This window comes from Pseudomonas sp. Y3 TE3536, from assembly GCF_053629175.1.
On record NZ_JBRJHU010000001.1, the window covers coordinates 1,099,252 to 1,118,033 of the forward strand.

The window sequence follows — 18,782 nt, forward strand, 5'->3', positions numbered from 1 at the left end:
CAACGGCCCAGTAATAGCCTCAAGCCATTACTTTAGCGGGCAAACCCCTGGTGCGGCTACTGTCAGGCCAGCAGGCCCAGCGCCTTCGCTTTGGCCACCGCCTGGGTGCGGCGCTCGACGCCCAGTTTGCTGTTGATATGGCTGGCATGGGTCTTCACGGTGTGCAGCGAGATGAACAGCCGTTCGCTGATCTGCTGGTTGGAACAGCCTTGGGCGATCAGCTCAAGCACGGCCCGCTCCCGCCCACTCAATGCCTCGCCACTGCCACTGCTAACGGCAGGTAACGGAGGCAGGCGCTTGAGCAGTTCGACCTGGACCGGGCAAGCCGAGCGCGCTGCAAGCTGCTCGTGCAGCCACTGCGGGTGTTTTTCGAGCAAGGGCTGGAACGGTTGCAGGACACCGCCTTGGGCGGCCTCGAGTGCCTTTGGCAGCAGCCCGGCAGCCTGCGCGTCTCGGCCTTCAGCGAGCAGCAGGGCGAGCCACTGGCACAGTGCACTGACGGCCAGCAGCATGCCGCCACTGGCCACGCCACGTTCGACCAGCCCTGACAGTCGCTGAACCGACGCCTCGGTGCGCAACTGGATACGCTCGAGCAATGCCTGCTGCAGTTCGATATGCAGGGGTAATAGCGGGTGGAACTCCGGCGCTGCTGCCGGTTGCTCCCCACCGTAGGTCTGCCCCAGCCGCAGCAACCAGGATTCGGCAAGATCGGTGCGCCCCTGTGCCAACCACAGTTCGCACTTCACCAGGGTAATCATGGCCAGGTAGTAGATCGGTGGAACATCCCAGATGTGCATCAGCCGCTCCGCCTCGGCCAGCTCGGCGAACGCTTCGGCGAAGTGGCCTTCGCGGCCATCGAGCGTGGCAATGACGCAATGGCCGATCAGCACGCTGATGTCTCGGCAGGCACGCGCTTCGCCAAGCCCGGCACGCAAGCGCGCACGGCCTTGGGCTGATTGCAGGCGCGACACCAGCAGGTAACCCTCGTAGAGCGTCAGCCTGGCCCGTACGGCGTACAACCGCTGCCCCGACAGCCCCTGCAGGCGCTGCAGGCCTTGGCGCACTTCGTCCAGCGCCCGCAACACTTCACCCCGGGCATGCAGCACCCGTGCTCGATCGTAATGAGCCAGGGCTTCGAACAGCGGGTTGCCGACGCGCTGGGCCAGCTCCAGGGCTTCGCGGTTCCAGCCGCGTGCATGCCAGAAGTCGGCATCGGTGATGGCCAGGTTGGACAGTGTCGACAGGCACACCAGGCGCTGGCCGTAGCGCTTGCACGGCAAGCTTTGCAAGGCTTCGCCACAGTAGGCCAGGGTACGCGCGCGATCCCCCCGCCCCCGCGCGATCACCCCACTCAGGGCCAGCCACTGGGCCAGCATGGACTTCTGTGCGGTCGCCGAGGGCGCAGGCAGAAAACGGCTGAGGTAGCTTGCCAGTTCTTCGGCCGCATCCAGCTGGCACGCCAGCCCCAACGCCCAGCTGTACAGCACGATCAGGCGCGGCGTGCTGATCAGCAAGCTGTCGGGCAGGTCCATCTTCCAGCGCAGCAACATGCCCACGTTCTGCTCGGCCAGCAGTTGCTCCTCGGAGAGGCTCTGCACCAGGTCGGCCGCCACGTCGAGGTGGCCGGCCCGCAGCGCCTGCTCAACCGCCTCGTCCAGCAAACCCTGGGCCTCGAACCAGCGGCACGCCCGCAGGTGCAGGCGCGCTGGCGGTTCGCTGGCCTGGCGGCTTCGCAGCAGGTCGGAGAACAGGTGATGGTAACGAAACCAGTGGCCGTGCTCGTCCAGGGGCACCAGAAACACTTGATGGGCCTGCAGGAAGCGCAGGATATCGGCGCTGTCCTGGCGGTCACGCAGGGCATCGCACAGCTGGGCACAGAAGCGCTCTTGGCACGCCGTGTCGTAGAGAAAGGCCTGCACGTCGGCCGGCAGGATCTCGATGACTTCTTCCAGCAAGTAGTCGCGTATCAGCCCCTCGCCACCGTGCAGTGCATGGGGCAAAGCCTGCTCATCACCGGACTCGCTGGCGGCCAGCTGCCAGAAGCGCAGCCCGGCCACCCAGCCGTCACTGCGCTGGATCAGGTTATCCAGCGCCTGGCCGCGCAAGCCGGTGGGTTGGCGGCCGATTACCGCCAGTGACTCGTCGGGTGTCAGCCGCAGCTCTTGCTCGTTGAGTTCGACCAGTTGCCGTGACAGGCGCAGGCGCGCCAGGTGCCAGTCCGGGCGCTGGCGGCTGGTGATCAACAGCACCAGGCCACTGGGCAAGTGATTGAGGAAAAACTGCAGGCAGCGGTCGAGTACGGGCCCTTGGGCCAAATGGTAATCGTCCAGCACCAACAGCAGAGGCGTATCGGCTTGCAGGTATTGGGCGAGTTCATCGAGCAGGCCGTCGATCCACTCCTCGAACGCGAAGGGCTGGTGGCGCTGGCGCATTTTCAGCAGGCCCATGGCTTGTCCACCCAATGCAGGGCAGTACTGCTGCAGGCCTTCGAGCAGCCGCTCGAGAAAACGGCCAGGGTCGGCATCGCGCTGGCTCAGGCCAAGCCAAAGGCTGCGCCAGTGCTCCGGCAGGGATTCGCAGAATTCGATGGCCAGCGAGCTTTTGCCAAAGCCCGCCGGTGCGTTGACCAGCAGCAACCGCCCATTGAGGCCGGCGTGCAAACGCTGACACAACCGCGCACGCGGCACATGGCCGTCCGGCAGCGGCGGCCGGAAGAAACGCCCGTCCAGCAGGCCTAGGGCCTGGCTGGCGAATCCATGCGTACGGGACAGATCTGTCATGGCCGGCTCGTTCTGAAGGGAAGACAACGGCGGTACGGATGTTTGCGAGACTAGCGGGTAATGCAGCGCATTTGAAGATGATGGGCACAATAGGGCTGTAAAAGACTACGACAAAAAGCAACAACCCTGATGGACAGGGGCTGGAGCGGGGGTTTGGTTGGGTATTCAGCAGATCTATTGCCCGCGCCCACAGGGATTGCGTAGCTTTCAAGGCCAGTGCAATACCTGTAGGAGCAGCCTTGTGCTGCGAAGAGGCCGGTAAGGCTAGAGATTATCTTCGGCTGCAATGGCCTCTTCGCAGCACAAGGCTGCTCCTACAGGACTTGAAACCATCGCCGGAGCAGGATAAAAAAACGTCCCGGGCAAGCCGGGACGTTCTGGGGATCACAGGAGTGAAAGGCTTTCAGATTAACGTACACCTGCCTGGCGCAGGGCCGCGGGCTGGAAATCAGCCTTGCTGGCACTGAAGCCGAAGTCGTAGGCACGCTTCTCTTCGTTCTTCATGCCCAGCGCCAAATAACGACCCGACTGCAGGTCGTAGATGGTTTCCAGGGTGTACCAAGGCACCTCTTTGTTGTAGTACGGCTGGGAATGGGCTTCGGAAACGCGCCACAGCTGGCCACGGCCGTCGTACTGGTCGATCACTGCGGCCTGCCAGGTGTCTTCATCGATGTAGAAGTCACGCTTGGCGTAGATGTGCCGCTGGCCCGGCTTGAGGGTTGCGACCACGTGCCAGACGCGGCGCAGCTCGTAGCGCGACAAGTCTTGGTTGATGTGCCCGGCCTTGATGATGTCGGTGTACTTCAGCTTGGGGTCATCCAGCTTGAAGGCGTTGGAGGCGATGTACAGTTCCTTCTTGCCTTCCAGCTTCCAGTCGTAACGGTCTGGCGCACCGTTGAACATGTCCAGGTTGTCCGAGGTACGCAGGCCGTCGGCAGCGGTACCGGGGCCGTCGTATGACACTTGCGGTGCCTGCCGTACACGACGCTGGCCGGCGTTGTAGATCCACGCCTTGCGCGGCTCCTTCACCTGGTCGAGGGTTTCGTGCACCAGCAGCACGGTCCCGGCCAGGCGAGCGGGCGCGGTCACTTCCTGCTTGAAGTAGAACAGGATATTACCCGGGTTGCTTGCGTCGTAATCCTTCATCTTGTCGCGGAAGACGAACTGGTCGGAGAAATACACCGGGTTGAAAGAGCCGTTCTGCTGTGGCGTAGCCTGAGTAACCAGGCGGCTGACACTGCCCCCTCGGTAGCGTGTGATGTGGTTCCAGATCACTTCCAGGCCGCTTTTCGGGATCGGGAACGGCACCGCCGTATCGAAGTTGTTCAAGCCGTTGCCGCCTTCCACCAGTGTGGTCTGGGTGGCGTTTTTCTTGATGGCGGCGAACACGTCAGCAGGTACCGTGGAGCCGCGGTGGGTCTTGAACACCGGAATCTTGAAGGTGTCCGGGTAGCGCTTGAACATTGCCACCTGGCCCGGCGAGAGCTTGTCCTTGTACTGGTCGACGTTCTGCGCGGTGATGGTGAACAGCGGCTTTTCGCTGCCATACGGGTCGGAAAGGAACCCCTTGGCATCAGCGCTGCCGGCTGTTTTCGACAGCGGCTGCCAAGCACTGATCGAGCCATCGGCGTTACCGGCCTTTTCGGCGCCCATCGGGGTCAGGGTGCTGCCCAGCTTGGCCGCCTCATCGGCAGACACTGCTGCCATGACACTGGTCGCCAGCAGGGACAGGCCCAGCACACCGGCTTGCAGCAGACTTCTGGTCTTGTTCATGTCGTGTCGTCCTGGATCAGTATTCTTAGAAGTTCACGCCGAAGCTGAGGGCGACGAAGTCGCGGTCATCCACGGTGCTGTACTTGCCGTCGAAGAAGTTGGTGTACGACAGGCTCGCCGTGTAGGTGTTCTGGTACTCGGCGTCCAGGCCCAGGCTGACGGCCTTACGGCCTTCTTCAAAGTTGGCGCCAGGGCCGGGCGAGTAGCCGGAAACGTCATGCGACCAGGCCACGCTGGGCTTGAGGTTGACCCCGGCGAAGACGTCGTTGTAGTCCCAGATGACCCGGCCGCGGTAACCCCAGGAAGTGCTGGTGGTGTAGCCGTCGTTCTCGCACTTGCGATTCAGGTTGGTGGTCGATGCACCGGCACCCGCGCCTGCGATGGTGCTGGCGTTGAGCGCCTGGCAGGTGTCCGCGCCACCTGTGGCCGGCAGTGGGCCGGGGCCGAATACCGGGTCGCGGCCGTAGCGGGTTTCGTGGGCGTTTTCCAGGCCGCCGACATGGGTGACCCCCACCTCACCTACCACGGTCATGCGGCTGGCGCCCATCACCTGGTCGAAGAAGTGCGTCAGGGTGGTCTGGAACTGGGTGATTTCCTTGCGGCGGTAGCCGTGCAGGTCCTGGCCAGGGGTACCGGAGAGCAGCGAAGCGTTGCTCAGGGCGCCACCAATCGGGCGTACACCGGAGAACAGGATGTCGGTGGTATTGAGCTGCACAGGCGCGTTGGGGCGGTAGCTGACTTCACCACTCCAGGCGGTACCGGTAGGCAGCGTGGTGGAGAAGCTCAGGCCGTACAGGCGGATGTCCTCAGGGTACTCGACGAAGTATTCGGAGTTACCGGCCACGATCAGCGGTGCCAGCGCGCGCAACTGTGCCGGCAGGGCACTCAGGCCAGCGAACACGGAGGGCGGGGCACCGGTGGCGCTGAAGATCGGCGCACGGCTGTGGTAGTTCATGAAGTAGGCACCGAACTCGGTGTCCAGCGGGTCGAACATGTAGCGCAGCGCCACACCGAACTGGCCGCTGTCACGGGCATCACGGTCGGCCCCGCGGCGCACCATCACGCCTTCCTCGTTGATGTTAACGCCCTGGGTGGCGAGGAACTGCTGGGCCGCGCCCGGTACTGTGCGGCTGCTGTTGAGCACGCGCAGGTTGTCGGTACAGCCGTCGGCAATGATGTCCGGCTGCGAGAAGAACGTGCCGCAGTTGTCGACGACGGTCTGGTCCCATTCGATCTGGTAGAAGGCCTCGGCCGACAGGTTGTCGGTCAGGCTCTGGGAGATGTAGAACATGTTGACCGGGATCAGGCCTTCCTTGATCTCGGCCCCAGGGCGGCGGAACGCGGACACGTCGATCGGGTTGATCGAGTTGATACCACCGCCGATGAAGGTACTCTCACCCCAGCTGACAACCTGCTTGCCCAGGCGCACCGAGCCTGGCATGTCGCCAATCGAATAGTTGTGGTAGACGAACGCATCGAGCAGTTCGGCGCCGGACGACTTGGCGCCTTCCTTGCGGTTGGAGTCGCTGATGTCCTTGAACTGGCGGCTTTCGTCCTTGAGCTCGAAGTCATACCAGTACTTGCCACGCACGAACACCCCGGTGTCGCCGTACTTGAGCTCCAGGTCGTGGATGCCCTTGAAGATCTTGGAGAAGGTCTCGCCACGCTTGAAGTTGAGGTGACCGTCATCGGAGGTCTGCGACAGCCCCTTGCCGCCATTGTTGACCCCGATCAGGTTCTTGTTCGGGCTGGCGGTCGACCAGCTGGCGCCAACGGAGAGCGACGAGTCGAACTGCCCTTCGATTTCACCTATGTTGAAACTGACAGCGAAAGCAGGACTTGCGAGCGTGGAAGCAAGGCTGACGGCCAAGGGCAACTTGGCCCGGCGCCAGAACAGGTTTGCAGATTTCATCGACGCTACTCCATGTACTTTTTTGTTATGGCAGTGAGTCCTTTCAGAAACGGTCCGTGGGACCGGTGTGCAGGTTTGCACCTGCGGCAACACGGCTTGCGCGTGTCGCCCTCCCCCATTCCTGAAAATCTCCTGGCCTCGACTATAGCCAGCAAGGCACAGGCGCTTGATCCCTCTAAAGTGTGATTTGCGCTCCGTGCCGCCAACTCGCTACGAGGTTTTTCGGGTTACGTGCTGGCCGTGCTGAAGCATGGCGCATTTTTCCTGTTTGGCAAGGCGCCGAGCTCTCTAGCCTGCGGGTCGTGTTCTGTCGTCCACGACCCGCACGGGGTTTACAGGGTAGAAAGGAACGCACTGTTACTGGCCTGCCACTGGACGATGTCCTGGCGGATGCGTTTCTTGTCGAGTTTGCCGACACTGGTCTTGGGAATTTCAGTAACAACGGCGATCTGGCTTGGAATCGCCCATTTATTGATGTGCCCTTCTTCGACAAAAGGCTTGAGGTGGTCCTTGAGTGACTTGGCATCGATGGCCTGCCCATCACGTACCACCAACAGGGCAAACGGCCGCTCGCCCCACTGCGGGTCGGCGATCCCCACCACCGCCACTTCGCGCACGGCCGAATGACGGCTGATCAAGTCTTCGAGGTCGAGCGAGGATATCCACTCCCCGCCCGTCTTGATCACGTCCTTGATGCGATCGCGGATATCGATGTAGCCCATGCCGTCGAGGGTCGCGACATCACCGGTGTGCAGCCAGCCGCCCTGCCACAGCTCCTCGCTCTTTTGCGCCTCCTTGAAGTAACCCATGGTCAGCCAGGGCGCGCGCAGCACCAGTTCGCCCTGGGTCTCGCCATCGGCCGGGAGGAAATTGCCCTCGCCGTCGACGATCGCCGCCTCGACCAACGGCACCGGCACACCGGCCTTGATCCGGTAGGTGACACGCTCGTCCTCGCTGCCCGCCTGCAGTTCATCGTTCAGGTGCGCTGCCGAGATCAGCGGGCAGGTCTCGGACATGCCGTACGCGGCAGTCAGCTGGATGCCACGCGCCAGGGCCGCCTGATACAGCGAGCGGTTGAGCGCGCTGCCGCCGATGATGATCTTCCAGCCTGCGAAGTCCTGGCCCTGGGCGGTCGGGCAATTGAGCAACATCTGCAGGATGGTCGGCACGCAATGGGAGAAGGTGACCTGCTCTTCACGCCACAGCTTGACCAGCATGTCCGGCTCGTAACGCCCCGGGTACACCTGCTTCATGCCCAGCATGGTGGCGGCGTATGGGATACCCCAGGCATGCACGTGGAACATCGGGGTAATGGGCATGTACACATCATCGCTGCCAAGCAGGCGCACGCTGTCGATACTGCCAGTGACCGACGTTTCGGCCAGGGTATGCAGCACCAGCTGGCGATGGGTGAAGTACACCCCTTTGGGGTTGCCGGTGGTGCCGGTGGTGTAGAAGGTGGTGGCCACCGAGTTTTCGTCGAAATCCGGGAAGTCATAGCGCGGGCTGGCGGCGGCGAGCAACTGCTCGTACTCGCCGACCAGGTTGGGCAGCTCGGCGGTCTTGTCCGGGCCGTCGGTCAGCAGCAAGGTCTTGTCGACGGTGGTCAACTGCCCGGCAATCGCTTGGTAAAGGCCGACGAAGTCGCTGTTGACCAACACCACGCGGTCTTCGGCGTGGTTCATGGTGTAGAGGATTTGTTCTGGCGACAGGCGCACGTTGATGGTGTGCACCACCGCGCCGATCATCGGGATGGCGAACATGCATTCCAGGTAGCGATGGCTGTCCCAGTCCATCACCGCCACCGTGTCACCGGCCTTGACCCCGGCCTCAGTCAGCACATTGGCCAGGCGCGCGATACGCTCGTTGAGCTGTGGATAAGTCAGGCGCAGCTGATCGCGATAGACGATCTCGCGGGTTTTCTCGTAGCGGCTGCCGGACATCAGCAGGCGTTTGATCAGCAGGGGGTAGGCGTAGGCGCCTTCGGCGGGTTTGATGATGCGGGTCTGCAACATGGGTATCCCTTTTCTGAAAAACGGGCCGGACAAGTCTGGATCTACTGTAGTAGCTGAATGTGACGGTCAAATCAGCCGAAGGAATGATTTGGACCGGCAAGGTATGAGTGGCAGTCGTTGACGCGCGGTAACCGCGGGCTAGACACTGCGCTCAACCGCTTCGGACAGTGCCCCCGAAGTTGATGGCCCATTTCCCGTCCTGCCACCGGAGAACCCCATGCTCAGCTCGCGTCGCGCCGTGTTTCTCGATCACCAGTCACTGGACTTGGGTGACCTCGACCTGTCCCCTTTGCGGGGCCAGTTCGACGCATTCGAGCTGTTTGCCGCCACCCGTCCGGAGCAGGTTGCCGAACGCCTGCAGGGCGCCGTTGCGGTAATCAGCAACAAGGTCATGCTGGATGCCGCGACCCTTGCGGCCAACCCGCAGCTCAAGCTGATCCTGGTGGCCGCCACCGGCACCAACAATGTCGACCTGGCGGCGGCCCGCGCCCAAGGCATCACCGTGTGCAACTGCCAGGGCTACGGCACGCCGTCGGTGGCCCAGCATACCCTCGCCCTGCTGCTGGCCTTGGCCACGCGGCTGTGCGACTACAAACAGGCAGTGGCCGACGGCCAGTGGGCCAAGGCCAGCCAGTTCTGCCTGCTGGACTTCCCCATCGTCGAGCTGGAGGGCAAGACCCTCGGCCTGCTCGGCCATGGCGAACTGGGCGGCGCAGTGGCGCGCCTGGCCGAAGCCTTCGGCATGCGCGTCTTGAGCGGGCAGATCCCCGGCCGCCCGGAGCGCGCCGACCGCATGCCCCTGGAAGACCTGCTGCCGCAAGTGGACGCGCTGACCCTGCATTGCCCGTTGAACGAGCATACCCGGCACATGATCGGAGCCCGTGAGCTGGCCTTGCTCAAGCCCGGCGCCCTGGTGGTGAATACCGCACGGGGTGGCTTGATCGACGAGCAGGCCTTGGCCGACGCCCTGCGCCAAGGCCACCTGGGTGGCGCCGCTACTGACGTGCTAAGCGTCGAGCCACCGGTCAACGGCAACCCGCTGCTGGCAGGCGATATCCCGCGCCTGATCATCACCCCGCACAGTGCCTGGGGTGCGGTGGAGTCGCGCCAGCGCATCGTCGGCCAGCTCAGCGAGAATGCCCAGGCCTATTTCGCCGGTCAGCCACGCCGCGTGGTCAGCTGAGCGCAGCGTTAGCCTCTGCTACACTGCGCGACTTTTTTTACAGGAGGCGTCGTCCATGGACCCGCGCAGTGAAGTGTTGCTCCGCCAGGCGGACCTGTTCCAAGGCCCGCTGCTGCTCGCCGGCGCGCCCGCCGACGACCTGCTCGGCCACCTGCCCATGGCCCATGGCTGGACCTGGCATGCCGGTGACCAGGCCATGCTCGAGGGCCGCTTCGCTGGCCGTAGCCATTACGGTGTCGAAGCCCCCCCGGTGGCCTTCGACAGCGCCGTGCTGTTCCTGCCCAAGTCCCGCGAGCTGGCCGCCTACTTGCTCAACGCCCTGGCCTCGCGCCTGGCCGGGCGCGAGCTGTACCTGGTCGGCGAGAAACGCGGCGGCATCGAAGGCGCGGCGAAGCAACTGCAGGCCTTTGGCAAACCGCGCAAGCTCGACAGCGCCCGGCATTGCCAGTTGTGGCAGGTGACCGTTGACCACGCGCCTGCGGCCACGCCGCTGGAAAGCCTGGCCGAACGCTTCGAACTCGACCTCGAGGATGGCCCACTGCAAGTGGTCAGCCTGCCGGGCGTGTTCAGCCACGGCCGCCTCGACCGCGGCAGCGCCCTGCTGCTCAAGCACCTGGATGGCCTGCCAAGCGGGCATGTGCTGGACTTCGGTTGCGGTGCCGGGGTGCTGGGCGCCACGGTGAAACGCCGCTACCCGCAAAGCCGGCTGACCCTGCTCGACGTGGACGCGTTTGCCGTGGCAGCCAGCCGCCTGACATTGGCCGCCAACGGCCTGGAAGGTGAAGTGATCAGCGGTGATGGCATCGACGCGGCCCCTGCCGAGCTGAGCGTGATCCTGAGCAATCCGCCGTTTCATACCGGCGTGCACACCAATTACCAGGCTTCAGAGAATTTGCTGAAAAAATCCGGCGTTCATCTGCGAAAAGGCGGCGAAATGCGCCTTGTTGCCAATAGCTTCCTGCGCTACCAGCCACTGATCGAAGGGGCCTTGGGTAACTGCCAGGTACGCGCCGAGGCGGACGGTTTCCGGATCTACCAGGCAACACGCGGTTAAAAACAGCGCTTGCCGAAACCGCTTCGGCTAGGCAGAATCCGCACCGTCCTAGGGGAGTAGTCTCCCGCGAGCACCCAGCTCGCCCGGCACGCGTCAACATACTTGGCCCACAGGCCATGGCGCGTGCGACCCACTATGCAGAGCCTGCATAGAGAGATCCGCACAGACGGATCCGCGGTTTGACAAGACCTATGACACGCACACCTTACCCGGGGCGGGAAGGCTGTACGTGTCATAGCCGTGTCGACCCGCCCCCGTAGGAAACCTGATGCTGGAATCCCTGCTGGTCCCCACCGCCATCGTTGCCCTCGCCGAAATCGGTGACAAGACGCAACTGCTCGCGCTCATTCTCGCCGCTCGCTTCCGCAAGCCTTGGCCGATCATCGCCGGCATCATCGCCGCTACCCTGGCCAACCATGCCGCCGCGGGCGCCGTGGGTGCGTGGGTCGGCGGGTTCTTCAGCGACTCGGCGCTGCACTGGATCCTGGCCGCCAGCTTCACTGCCACGGCGCTGTGGACACTGGTGCCGGACAAGATGGATGACGATGAAAACCCGGCGCGCCGCTTCGGCCCGTTCCTCACCACGCTGATTGCGTTTTTCCTGGCCGAGATTGGCGACAAGACCCAGGTGGCGACAGTCATGCTTGCCGCGCAATACCCGCACCTGATCATGGTCATCATCGGCACCACGCTGGGCATGCTGATTGCCAACGTGCCGGTGGTATTGGCGGGTAACTTTGCGGCAGACAAACTGCCGTTGACCCTGATTCGCCGACTGGCGGCTACCGCGTTCGCCGTGCTGGCGGTGGTGGCGGTGTATTCGGCGATGAAGGCCAGTGGCTGGGTGGGCTGATAGTTGCTGGGTAGGCTGACCTGTAGGAGCAGCCTTGCGCTGCGAAGAGGCCAGTGACAGCACAGCAGACCTTCGGCGCTGTCACCGGCCTCTTCGCAGCACAAGGCTGCTCCTACAGGTGACGCAGATTACTTCTTGGCAGCCTGATACAGCGGCATCACCTTCGGAATCGCGGCCTGCAACGAGGCAATACGGCTTTCGGACGCCGGGTGAGTGCTCATGAACTCAGGCGGCGCGCCTTCGGAAGCCTTGCTCATCTTGTTCCACAAGGTGATCGCGGCATTCGGGTCGTAACCGGCACGTGCCGACAGCTCCAGGCCGATCAGGTCCGCCTCGTTCTCATTGGCACGGCTGTTGGGCAAGGTCATGGCGTAGTTCACCACGGTATCGGCCATGGCCATGCTGCTTTGTCCCAGGCCGAAGATGGCACCCGCACCCTGACGGGCCATTTCCACGCCATAGGCCTTGGACATGGCTTCGCGGCTGTGCTCACGCAGGGCGTGGGCGATCTCGTGACCGACCACCGCAGCAATCTCGGCATCGGTCAGCTTGAGTTGGTCGATCAGGCCGGTGTACACGATGATCTTGCCGCCAGGGCCACAGTTGGCGTTGAGCTCGTCGCTCTTGATCACGTTGACTTCCCAGTTCCACTGGGCGGCATCCGGGCGAAACTTCGGCGCCTGGGCGATCAACCGGTCAGCGATGACTTGCACGCGCTTGGCATCGGCACTGGACTTGTCCAGCACGCCCTTGTTCGACGCCTCACCGAGGGTCTGCTGGTAGGACTGGGCGTACATCTGGTTGACCTCATCGGTCGAGAGCATGCTGAACATGTACTGCTTGCGCTCGACACCGACGGCTCCGCCGCTGGTGGTATTCACCGCCTGGCAGCCTGCCAGCAGGATACCGGCACTCAACACACTGACAACAAATGACTTACGCATGGAAACACTCCCTTTTACATGCGGCGTATCCTAGGCTTAGTCGCCTGGACCCGCCATAGCCGCAGGGAAGAATTTTACCGCCTGCACGGCCGCGCGTTCTGGCCGGCGTCAGGCCGGCGTCAGGCACTCCGGGGCATCCAGTTTCGGGTCATTGACGAAGTTTGCCAACGCCCGCTCACGCAGCGTAGCCGGGGGGCTGGCCAGCAATTCCTGCAGGCGTGTGATCGGCGTATCAGGGGCCAGCCAGGCCGCCTGCCCCGCCTCGTCCAGAATCAACGGCCGGCGCTGGTTCATGGCTGCCTGGGTCACCACTGCGCAGCTCAGCCAAACCTGGTCCTGCACCGGATAGGCCTCCCACACCGCCGCAAAATACAGTGACGACCCCTCCCCCGGGGTCAGCCAATAGGGGCGTTTGCGTACCGTACCGCGCCATTCATAAAAGCCATTGGCCGGCATCAGGCAGCGGCGCTGGCGAAACGCTTCGCGGAACATCGGCTGTTCGGCAAGGGTTTCTGCTCGGGCATGGGCAGGCGTGCGGGAAAGGTCAGTGAGCCAGGCTGGCGTCAGGCCCCAGCGTGCCTTGGCCAAGCCATGCTCGCCGTCGACCTGGCGCTGGATCAACACCGACGCACCGGGCGAGATATTCCATTGTGCCGGCTGGCCGACGGGGAAGCCCGGCAGACTGGCAAGGGCCTGGGGCCAGCGAAACAGGGCGTAACGTCCACACATGGGCGAATCTTTTACCTAGCAGATCAAGGTACCGGGATAGCTCTCCGGTTCGTCACCAACCAGTGGCTGGGCATCATTGTACGCATCGATCAGCTGCCGTGCGTACTCGGCCTGCTCGTCGGGCACGGCAAGCCCCAGCAAACCCTGCATCGGCAGCTCACCGGCAGCACCCACCAGGTCGCGGCCAACCAGGTGCACCGAGATGCCCTCACTGGCCAGCATGCCCACCAGCATTTCAGCCTCCAGCAGGCTTTCCGGTTCGTAGATCCGTTGCATCAGGCATCGTCCTCGCGTCTGACTTCGAGCATCCATTCGTCACCGTGCACCTGCAGGATGAACACCACTGGCTGGCAACAGACCTGGCAATCCTCGGTATAGACCTGGTCGCCACTGGAGATATCGACAGTGGTTTCCACCCGTTCGCCACAATACGGGCAATCATAGAAGTCAGTTTCCAGCATCGCGGCCTCCACGGTGACTTATGCGTATAATTGCCGGTCTGATTACAGGGCCTGTGCGTGTTCGAGCCGTTTTTCGAACCCCGTCCCTACCTATTACCCTAGCCGTTTCCAACAAGAGAGCATGATGGGCGAATTCGATGCCATCCGACCGTACGACGACGCTGAGGTCCCTGCCGTGTTGGCACGCCTGCTCAGCGACCCGGCATTCCTCGATATCCTCACCCACTTCCGCTTCCCGCGTGCTGCCGCCCCACTCGGCTGGCTGCTCAAGCCACTGATCGCCCGCCGCCTGCGCAAGGAATTCGCCGGCGTTACCTGCGTGTCGACCTTGCAGGACAAAGTCGAATACTACGTCGACCAGACCATCGAGCGCGCCACCGACGGCGTTACCTATTCGGGCGTAGAGCAACTCAAGGCCGGCACCGCGTACCTGTTCCTGGCCAACCACCGCGACATCGTCATGGACCCGGCCTTCGTCAACTACGCCGTGTACCACGCCGGCCTGCCGACCCCGCGCATCGCCATCGGTGACAACCTGCTGCAAAAACCCTTCGTCAGCGACATGATGCGCCTGAACAAGAGCTTCATTGTGCACCGCTCGCTCAGCGGTCGTCGCGAGAAGCTGGCGGCTTACCAACTGCTCTCGGCCTACATCAACCACTCGATCCGCAACGATGGCGCATCGATCTGGATCGCCCAGGCCGAAGGCCGCGCCAAGGACGGCGACGACCGTACCGACTCGGCGATCCTCAAGATGTTCCACATGAGCCGCAAGGACGAGCCGTTCGGCGCGGTCATTCAGAGCCTGAACCTGACGCCGGTTTCGATCAGCTACGAGTACGACCCCTGCGACCAGGCCAAGGCCCGCGAGCTGTACATCCGCGCCACCACCGGCACCTACAAGAAGGCGCCGGGCGAGGACGACAACAGCATCGCCAAGGGCATCACCGGCTACAAAGGCCGAGTGCACATCAACTTTGCCGCGCCGGTGACCGAGTACTTCGAGGACACGAAGCAGCTGGCAGCCGAAATCGACCGGCAGGTCCTCGGTGGCTACCGGTTGTTCCCGGTGCACTACCTGGCCTACGCGATGTGGGACGAGAAGGATGAGGCACTGCAAGTGCCGAGCGCCGAGAAGGTGTTCCCAGGCGAAGAGCTGGCGCGTGCCAAGGAAGAATGGCAGCGTCGCTTGGAAGCTTGCCCTGAAGAACAGCGGCCGTACCTGGTGTTGCAGTACGCAACGCCGGTGCGCAACCAGTACCAGGTCAAGCAGCAAACGCCAGTTGCCTGATCAACCCGGGGCTGCTTTGCAGCCCCAAGGTTTTACACCCAGGTACTGAACCAGGACAGCAGCAGCGCCATGGCCAGGCACGAAAAACCGAGAATATAGAAGTAACGCGGCACCCTCAGGTCAAACGCATCCACCACCCCCTCATCCACCGCCAGGCTTTCCCGCGTGACAGCCTCGCGCCGCCGTGCGCTGTGCAGCAGCATCCCGCCGGGGCACGTCATCAGCAACGCCAGCAGGTTGATCAGCTTGGTGGGATGGGCGGCGAGAAACCCCCAGAGCACTTGCAACGACATTACACAACCTCGGTTTGAAGGACGGCAAAGGCCGGCATTCTACCCAAGTCCGGCGTGGGCGCTCGGGCTCGGCGACAAAGTGTCACTAAATTTCATCTGTCACAGGTTCGTCATCAGAACAGGCCACTCTGTCGGCCTTTTCCCGATCCGGAGCTCGTTCATGCTGCACGCCGAAAACCAGGACCGCCTCTATCTCGTAGCCCAGAGCGACGAGCAGCAGGCGTTGATCGACGGTTTTGCCATCAATGTGCAGGACCGCCAGTGGCTGGTCTATTGCGCGCTGGGTGGGCACGCGCATGAGGACTTGCCGGAGGTGGATGTGGCCACCGGTTTCAGCCTGCTGGACTTCCACATCCAGGCGGCCTGAAGTCCCCCCAAAAAAAACAAACCCGCTGCCTGTCAGCCAGGCAGCGGGTTTGTTTTAGCAGGGCTGAACGCTTATTCGCCCAGTACTTGCCCGATGGTCGGGTCTTTGAACAGGCGGGTCAGGGCGTCGCTCAGCACGTCGCTGACCAGCTTGGTGTTGGTTTCCTGGTTCGGCGCCATGCCGAAACGCTGGTCCAGCGAAGCACCGTAACGGCCGCTGTAACGGCGGTTGGCGTTGGCCACGTCGGCACGGAAGGTGGCACCGATGGTGGCCTCGGTCACGTACAGGTTGTCCTTGGGCGACTGGTACTTAAGCTCGGCCAGGGTCACGGTCAACTGCGGGGCATTGTAGGCATTCGCCGTCGGGGTGAAACCGAGCAGGCGCACAGCGGCTTCGGCCTGGGCCTGCAGCTTGGGCAGCACATCATTGCCACTGACACTGATGGTGCTGGTCTCGGGGTACATGCCACCGCGCGTGCCCAGGGACTGCGAAGCCCGGCCATCAACCACCTTGACCACCACCGGCTGACCGTGGCCGACAGGTGCGAGCTGGGCGGTGAGCTTGGGCTGCGGGCTGAGTTGTTGCGGGCTGTGGGCACATCCGACCAGGCTGAGGCTGGCCACCGCGATCAAACCGAACAACAGACGTTGCAACATGCGCGTTTCTCCAGAAAATGCGGCTAAGGCGCACAGTATACCTAGCGGCAACCTACAAGCGGCAAGCCACAAGAAAAAGCAGTACGCAGCGGTAGCCGGCTTTATATTGCCGGTTGCAGCCAGCCGCCCACTGCCCGCCAGCGCCCGGGTTTGCGCCCGCGCAAACACCCGTTGGCATCAGCACAGCCTGCCGGCCTGACAAACGCTGCAATAAAAACCACGAATAACGACCTTTCTGCCTTCGACATCGCTATAATCTCCCCCCGATTATAAGGACGTCTCCTGATCGGGCCCCGCATTTGCCGCTTGACCCCGGCACCTTCACCGCTTCGCCCACAGAGAGCCTTCCACTCAGGTCTTGCATCGGCTGTCGTGCCTGCTTTTCCGGCCCTTCGCACTGCATGAACCTGTGGGTTGCCATCGCGCAGTCCCCTTTTGAGGTTCACGTCTCCAAAAGAGCGTGAAAAAACGGTTTTTCACAACTTCACGAGAGTGTGGCGAGCAAATGAACAGTCTGGCATGTGCAAAAGCGGCAGATGTGTCCCGAACAGCCCTGAACAGGCGGCAACTGCGTTCATCCCGGATGAGTGTCTGAGGCCGTTCCATAACGCACGCACGACACCTTGACCATAAGTCGAATTGCCGCACCCGTGGCAATCGGGGTTCAATACCCGAACCCGAAGACTGATTGGCGGTGTCCGCGGAAGTTGCAAGAACTGCGAAAAGTCGGACATGGCGATCCTGGCGAACCCAGGGATCCTATGCTGTCAATTAGGTAGCTGTAGATTGTGGAGACGCGTTAAATGGCGCAGAACGAATCGGTTGATGTAGTACTGGTAGGCGCGGGCATCATGAGTGCCACCCTGGCCGTACTGCTCAAGGAGCTCGACCCGACCCTCAAGCTGGAGGTCGTCGAGGCGATGGACTCCGGGGCCGCGGAAAGCTCCAACCCCTGGAACAACGCAGGTACCGGCCACGCTGGCCTGTGCGAGCTTAACTACACGCCCCAGGCCGCCGATGGCAGCATCGACATCAAGAAGGCCGTGCACATCAATACCCAGTTCGAGGTCTCGCGCCAGTTCTGGGCTTACCTGAGCAAGAAGGGTAACTTCGGCTCGGCGCGTGCCTTCATCAACCCTGTCCCGCACCTGAGCTACGTCGAAGGTGACAAGGGTGTTTCCTTCCTCAAGAAGCGCTTCGAGCTGCTCAAGCAGCATCATGCCTTCTCCGAGATGGAATACACCGAAGACAAGGCCGTGATGAGCGACTGGATGCCGTTGATGATGCCCGGCCGCCCGGCCGACCAGCACATCGCCGCCACCCGCGTGGCGAAAGGCACCGACGTCAACTTCGGCGCACTGACCAACAAACTGCTCAAGCTGCTGGGCGACTCGCCCGACGCGCAGGTCAAGTACAGCAAGAAAGTCGTCGGCCTGCGCCGTAACGGCAACGGCTGGACCGTGAGCATCAAGGACGTCAACAGCGGCGGCAGCCGTGAAGTCGACGCGCGCTTCGTGTTCCTCGGTGCCGGTGGCGCGGCCCTGCCGCTGCTGCAACTGTCGGGCATCCCCGAGAGCAAAGGCTTCGGCGGCTTCCCGGTCAGCGGCCAGTGGCTGCGTTGCGACAACCCGGAAATCGTCAAACAGCACCAGGCCAAGGTTTACAGCCAGGCTGCGGTCGGCGCGCCACCGATGTCGGTGCCGCACCTGGACACCCGCGTGGTAGACGGCAAGACCTCGCTGCTGTTCGGCCCGTACGCAGGCTTTACCACCAAGTTCCTCAAGCATGGTTCGCTGATGGACCTGCCACTGTCGGTGCGCATGGGCAACATCGGCCCGATGCTGGCCGTGGCCCGCGACAACATGGACCTGACCAAGTACCTGGTCAGCGAAGTGATGCAGTCGATGGAACAGCGCCTGGAATCGCTGCGCCGCTTCTACCCGCAAGCCAAAGCCGAAGACTGGCGCCTGGAAGTGGCCGGCCAACGTGTGCAAATCATCAAGAAAGACCCGAAAAAGGGCGGCATTCTGCAGTTCGGTACCGAGCTGGTCTCGGCCCAGGATGGCAGCCTGGCCGCTCTGCTCGGCGCATCGCCGGGCGCTTCGGTAACCGTTTCGATCATGCTGGAACTGATCGAGCGTTGCTTCCCCGAGCAGGCCAAAGGTGCCTGGGCTGCCAAGCTCAAGGAAATCTTCCCCGCTCGCGAGAAGGTCCTGGCAACCGATGCCGCGCTGTACAACAAGATCAGTGCCGACAACGATGCCGCGTTGGAACTGGTGGAAGACAGCCCGGCCAAGCATTACGCCTGAGCTGGCTGAAACGAAAAAACGCCCCTCGGGGCGTTTTTTTTGTGCCTGCGTTTTGGCCTGTGCCGGCCTCTTCATGGGCAAGCCCACAGGTTTTTCACAGATCTTGAGAGCGGTGCAATACCTGTGGGAGCGGGCTTGCCCGCGAAGAGACCAGTACAGGCT

General features: G+C 62.7%; 16 protein-coding genes and 1 riboswitch. Of the genes, 6 read left to right on the plus strand and 10 right to left on the minus strand.

Annotated elements, in window-relative coordinates:
• Positions 1 to 62: 62 nt before the first annotated feature.
• The 4 genes from AB7M33_RS04935 to AB7M33_RS04950 all read right to left on the minus strand — a co-directional run bounded on the left by AB7M33_RS04935 (position 63) and on the right by AB7M33_RS04950 (position 8,480).
• Positions 63 to 2,780 (minus strand): LuxR C-terminal-related transcriptional regulator, encoded by a 2,718-nt coding sequence (locus tag AB7M33_RS04935; RefSeq protein WP_454242518.1) that lies wholly within the window; start codon positions 2,778 to 2,780, stop codon positions 63 to 65.
• 408 nt (positions 2,781 to 3,188) lie between these two features.
• Positions 3,189 to 4,553, minus strand: coding sequence for a DUF1329 domain-containing protein (locus AB7M33_RS04940; RefSeq protein WP_099428326.1), 1,365 nt, complete (start codon positions 4,551 to 4,553; stop codon positions 3,189 to 3,191).
• A 25-nt stretch (positions 4,554 to 4,578) separates the two neighbouring features.
• Positions 4,579 to 6,465 (minus strand): DUF1302 domain-containing protein, encoded by a 1,887-nt coding sequence (locus AB7M33_RS04945; protein ID WP_027594444.1) that lies wholly within the window; start codon positions 6,463 to 6,465, stop codon positions 4,579 to 4,581.
• Positions 6,466 to 6,797: 332 nt separating this feature from the next.
• Positions 6,798 to 8,480, minus strand: a complete 1,683-nt coding sequence (locus AB7M33_RS04950) for a fatty acid--CoA ligase (protein WP_027594445.1) — start codon at positions 8,478 to 8,480, stop codon at positions 6,798 to 6,800.
• A 217-nt stretch (positions 8,481 to 8,697) separates the two neighbouring features.
• Between AB7M33_RS04950 and AB7M33_RS04955 the strand changes: the two genes are divergently transcribed.
• The 3 genes from AB7M33_RS04955 to AB7M33_RS04965 all read left to right on the plus strand — a co-directional run bounded on the left by AB7M33_RS04955 (position 8,698) and on the right by AB7M33_RS04965 (position 11,570).
• Positions 8,698 to 9,663 carry a 2-hydroxyacid dehydrogenase gene (locus AB7M33_RS04955; protein ID WP_454242519.1) on the plus strand — a complete coding sequence of 322 codons (966 nt, stop codon included), beginning with the start codon at positions 8,698 to 8,700 and terminating at the stop codon, positions 9,661 to 9,663.
• Positions 9,664 to 9,718: 55 nt separating this feature from the next.
• On the plus strand, positions 9,719 to 10,717 hold the full coding sequence (locus tag AB7M33_RS04960) for a class I SAM-dependent methyltransferase (RefSeq protein ID WP_027594447.1): 999 nt from the start codon (positions 9,719 to 9,721) through the stop codon (positions 10,715 to 10,717).
• A gap of 39 nt (positions 10,718 to 10,756) precedes the next feature.
• A riboswitch (yybP-ykoY riboswitch) is annotated at positions 10,757 to 10,876 on the plus strand.
• Positions 10,877 to 10,988: 112 nt separating this feature from the next.
• On the plus strand, positions 10,989 to 11,570 hold the full coding sequence (locus AB7M33_RS04965) for a TMEM165/GDT1 family protein (RefSeq protein ID WP_264313979.1): 582 nt from the start codon (positions 10,989 to 10,991) through the stop codon (positions 11,568 to 11,570).
• 128 nt (positions 11,571 to 11,698) lie between these two features.
• Here the strand turns inward: AB7M33_RS04965 and AB7M33_RS04970 are convergent, their stop codons facing one another.
• The 4 genes from AB7M33_RS04970 to AB7M33_RS04985 form a co-directional block, all read right to left on the minus strand.
• Positions 11,699 to 12,514, minus strand: a complete 816-nt coding sequence (locus AB7M33_RS04970) for a M48 family metallopeptidase (protein WP_027594449.1) — start codon at positions 12,512 to 12,514, stop codon at positions 11,699 to 11,701.
• A 108-nt stretch (positions 12,515 to 12,622) separates the two neighbouring features.
• A complete protein-coding gene (locus AB7M33_RS04975; protein ID WP_274888119.1) occupies positions 12,623 to 13,243 on the minus strand; it encodes an SOS response-associated peptidase in 621 nt (206 codons plus the stop codon).
• 15 nt (positions 13,244 to 13,258) lie between these two features.
• Entirely contained in the window at positions 13,259 to 13,519 is a 261-nt protein-coding gene (locus AB7M33_RS04980) for a putative signal transducing protein (RefSeq protein ID WP_027594451.1), read from the minus strand.
• Positions 13,519 to 13,704, minus strand: coding sequence for a CPXCG motif-containing cysteine-rich protein (locus tag AB7M33_RS04985; RefSeq protein WP_027594452.1), 186 nt, complete (start codon positions 13,702 to 13,704; stop codon positions 13,519 to 13,521). Before AB7M33_RS04985 ends, AB7M33_RS04980 begins: the two co-directional genes overlap by 1 nt.
• A gap of 121 nt (positions 13,705 to 13,825) precedes the next feature.
• On the opposite strand from AB7M33_RS04985, the gene AB7M33_RS04990 reads away from it, so the two are divergent.
• Positions 13,826 to 14,995, plus strand: coding sequence for a 1-acyl-sn-glycerol-3-phosphate acyltransferase (locus tag AB7M33_RS04990; protein WP_033694199.1), 1,170 nt, complete (start codon positions 13,826 to 13,828; stop codon positions 14,993 to 14,995).
• Positions 14,996 to 15,027: 32 nt separating this feature from the next.
• Here the strand turns inward: AB7M33_RS04990 and AB7M33_RS04995 are convergent, their stop codons facing one another.
• A complete protein-coding gene (locus tag AB7M33_RS04995; RefSeq protein ID WP_027594454.1) occupies positions 15,028 to 15,288 on the minus strand; it encodes a hypothetical protein in 261 nt (86 codons plus the stop codon).
• Positions 15,289 to 15,448: 160 nt separating this feature from the next.
• On the opposite strand from AB7M33_RS04995, the gene AB7M33_RS05000 reads away from it, so the two are divergent.
• Positions 15,449 to 15,655, plus strand: a complete 207-nt coding sequence (locus tag AB7M33_RS05000; RefSeq protein ID WP_238214496.1) for a hypothetical protein — start codon at positions 15,449 to 15,451, stop codon at positions 15,653 to 15,655.
• A gap of 71 nt (positions 15,656 to 15,726) precedes the next feature.
• Here AB7M33_RS05000 and AB7M33_RS05005 read toward each other — a convergent pair whose 3' ends face one another.
• Entirely contained in the window at positions 15,727 to 16,311 is a 585-nt protein-coding gene (locus tag AB7M33_RS05005) for a YajG family lipoprotein (protein ID WP_085274100.1), read from the minus strand.
• 803 nt (positions 16,312 to 17,114) lie between these two features.
• Between AB7M33_RS05005 and mqo the strand changes: the two genes are divergently transcribed.
• On the plus strand, positions 17,115 to 18,620 hold the full coding sequence (gene mqo, locus AB7M33_RS05010; protein ID WP_027594457.1) for a malate dehydrogenase (quinone): 1,506 nt from the start codon (positions 17,115 to 17,117) through the stop codon (positions 18,618 to 18,620).
• Positions 18,621 to 18,782: the final 162 nt, after the last annotated feature.

Coding starts and splice junctions, on each gene's coding strand:
- AB7M33_RS04940 (WP_099428326.1), bottom strand. CDS start 4,553: ATGAACAAGACCAGAAGTCTGCTGCAAGCCGGTGTGCTGGGCCTGTCC.
- AB7M33_RS04975 (WP_274888119.1), bottom strand. CDS start 13,243: ATGTGTGGACGTTACGCCCTGTTTCGCTGGCCCCAGGCCCTTGCCAGT.
- AB7M33_RS04955 (WP_454242519.1), top strand. CDS start 8,698: ATGCTCAGCTCGCGTCGCGCCGTGTTTCTCGATCACCAGTCACTGGAC.
- AB7M33_RS04995 (WP_027594454.1), bottom strand. CDS start 15,288: ATGTCGTTGCAAGTGCTCTGGGGGTTTCTCGCCGCCCATCCCACCAAG.
- mqo (WP_027594457.1), top strand. CDS start 17,115: ATGGCGCAGAACGAATCGGTTGATGTAGTACTGGTAGGCGCGGGCATC.
- AB7M33_RS04960 (WP_027594447.1), top strand. CDS start 9,719: ATGGACCCGCGCAGTGAAGTGTTGCTCCGCCAGGCGGACCTGTTCCAA.
- AB7M33_RS04970 (WP_027594449.1), bottom strand. CDS start 12,514: ATGCGTAAGTCATTTGTTGTCAGTGTGTTGAGTGCCGGTATCCTGCTG.
- AB7M33_RS05000 (WP_238214496.1), top strand. CDS start 15,449: ATGCTGCACGCCGAAAACCAGGACCGCCTCTATCTCGTAGCCCAGAGC.
- AB7M33_RS04945 (WP_027594444.1), bottom strand. CDS start 6,465: ATGAAATCTGCAAACCTGTTCTGGCGCCGGGCCAAGTTGCCCTTGGCC.
- AB7M33_RS04990 (WP_033694199.1), top strand. CDS start 13,826: ATGATGGGCGAATTCGATGCCATCCGACCGTACGACGACGCTGAGGTC.
- AB7M33_RS04950 (WP_027594445.1), bottom strand. CDS start 8,480: ATGTTGCAGACCCGCATCATCAAACCCGCCGAAGGCGCCTACGCCTAC.
- AB7M33_RS04985 (WP_027594452.1), bottom strand. CDS start 13,704: ATGCTGGAAACTGACTTCTATGATTGCCCGTATTGTGGCGAACGGGTG.
- AB7M33_RS04980 (WP_027594451.1), bottom strand. CDS start 13,519: ATGCAACGGATCTACGAACCGGAAAGCCTGCTGGAGGCTGAAATGCTG.
- AB7M33_RS05005 (WP_085274100.1), bottom strand. CDS start 16,311: ATGTTGCAACGTCTGTTGTTCGGTTTGATCGCGGTGGCCAGCCTCAGC.
- AB7M33_RS04935 (WP_454242518.1), bottom strand. CDS start 2,780: ATGACAGATCTGTCCCGTACGCATGGATTCGCCAGCCAGGCCCTAGGC.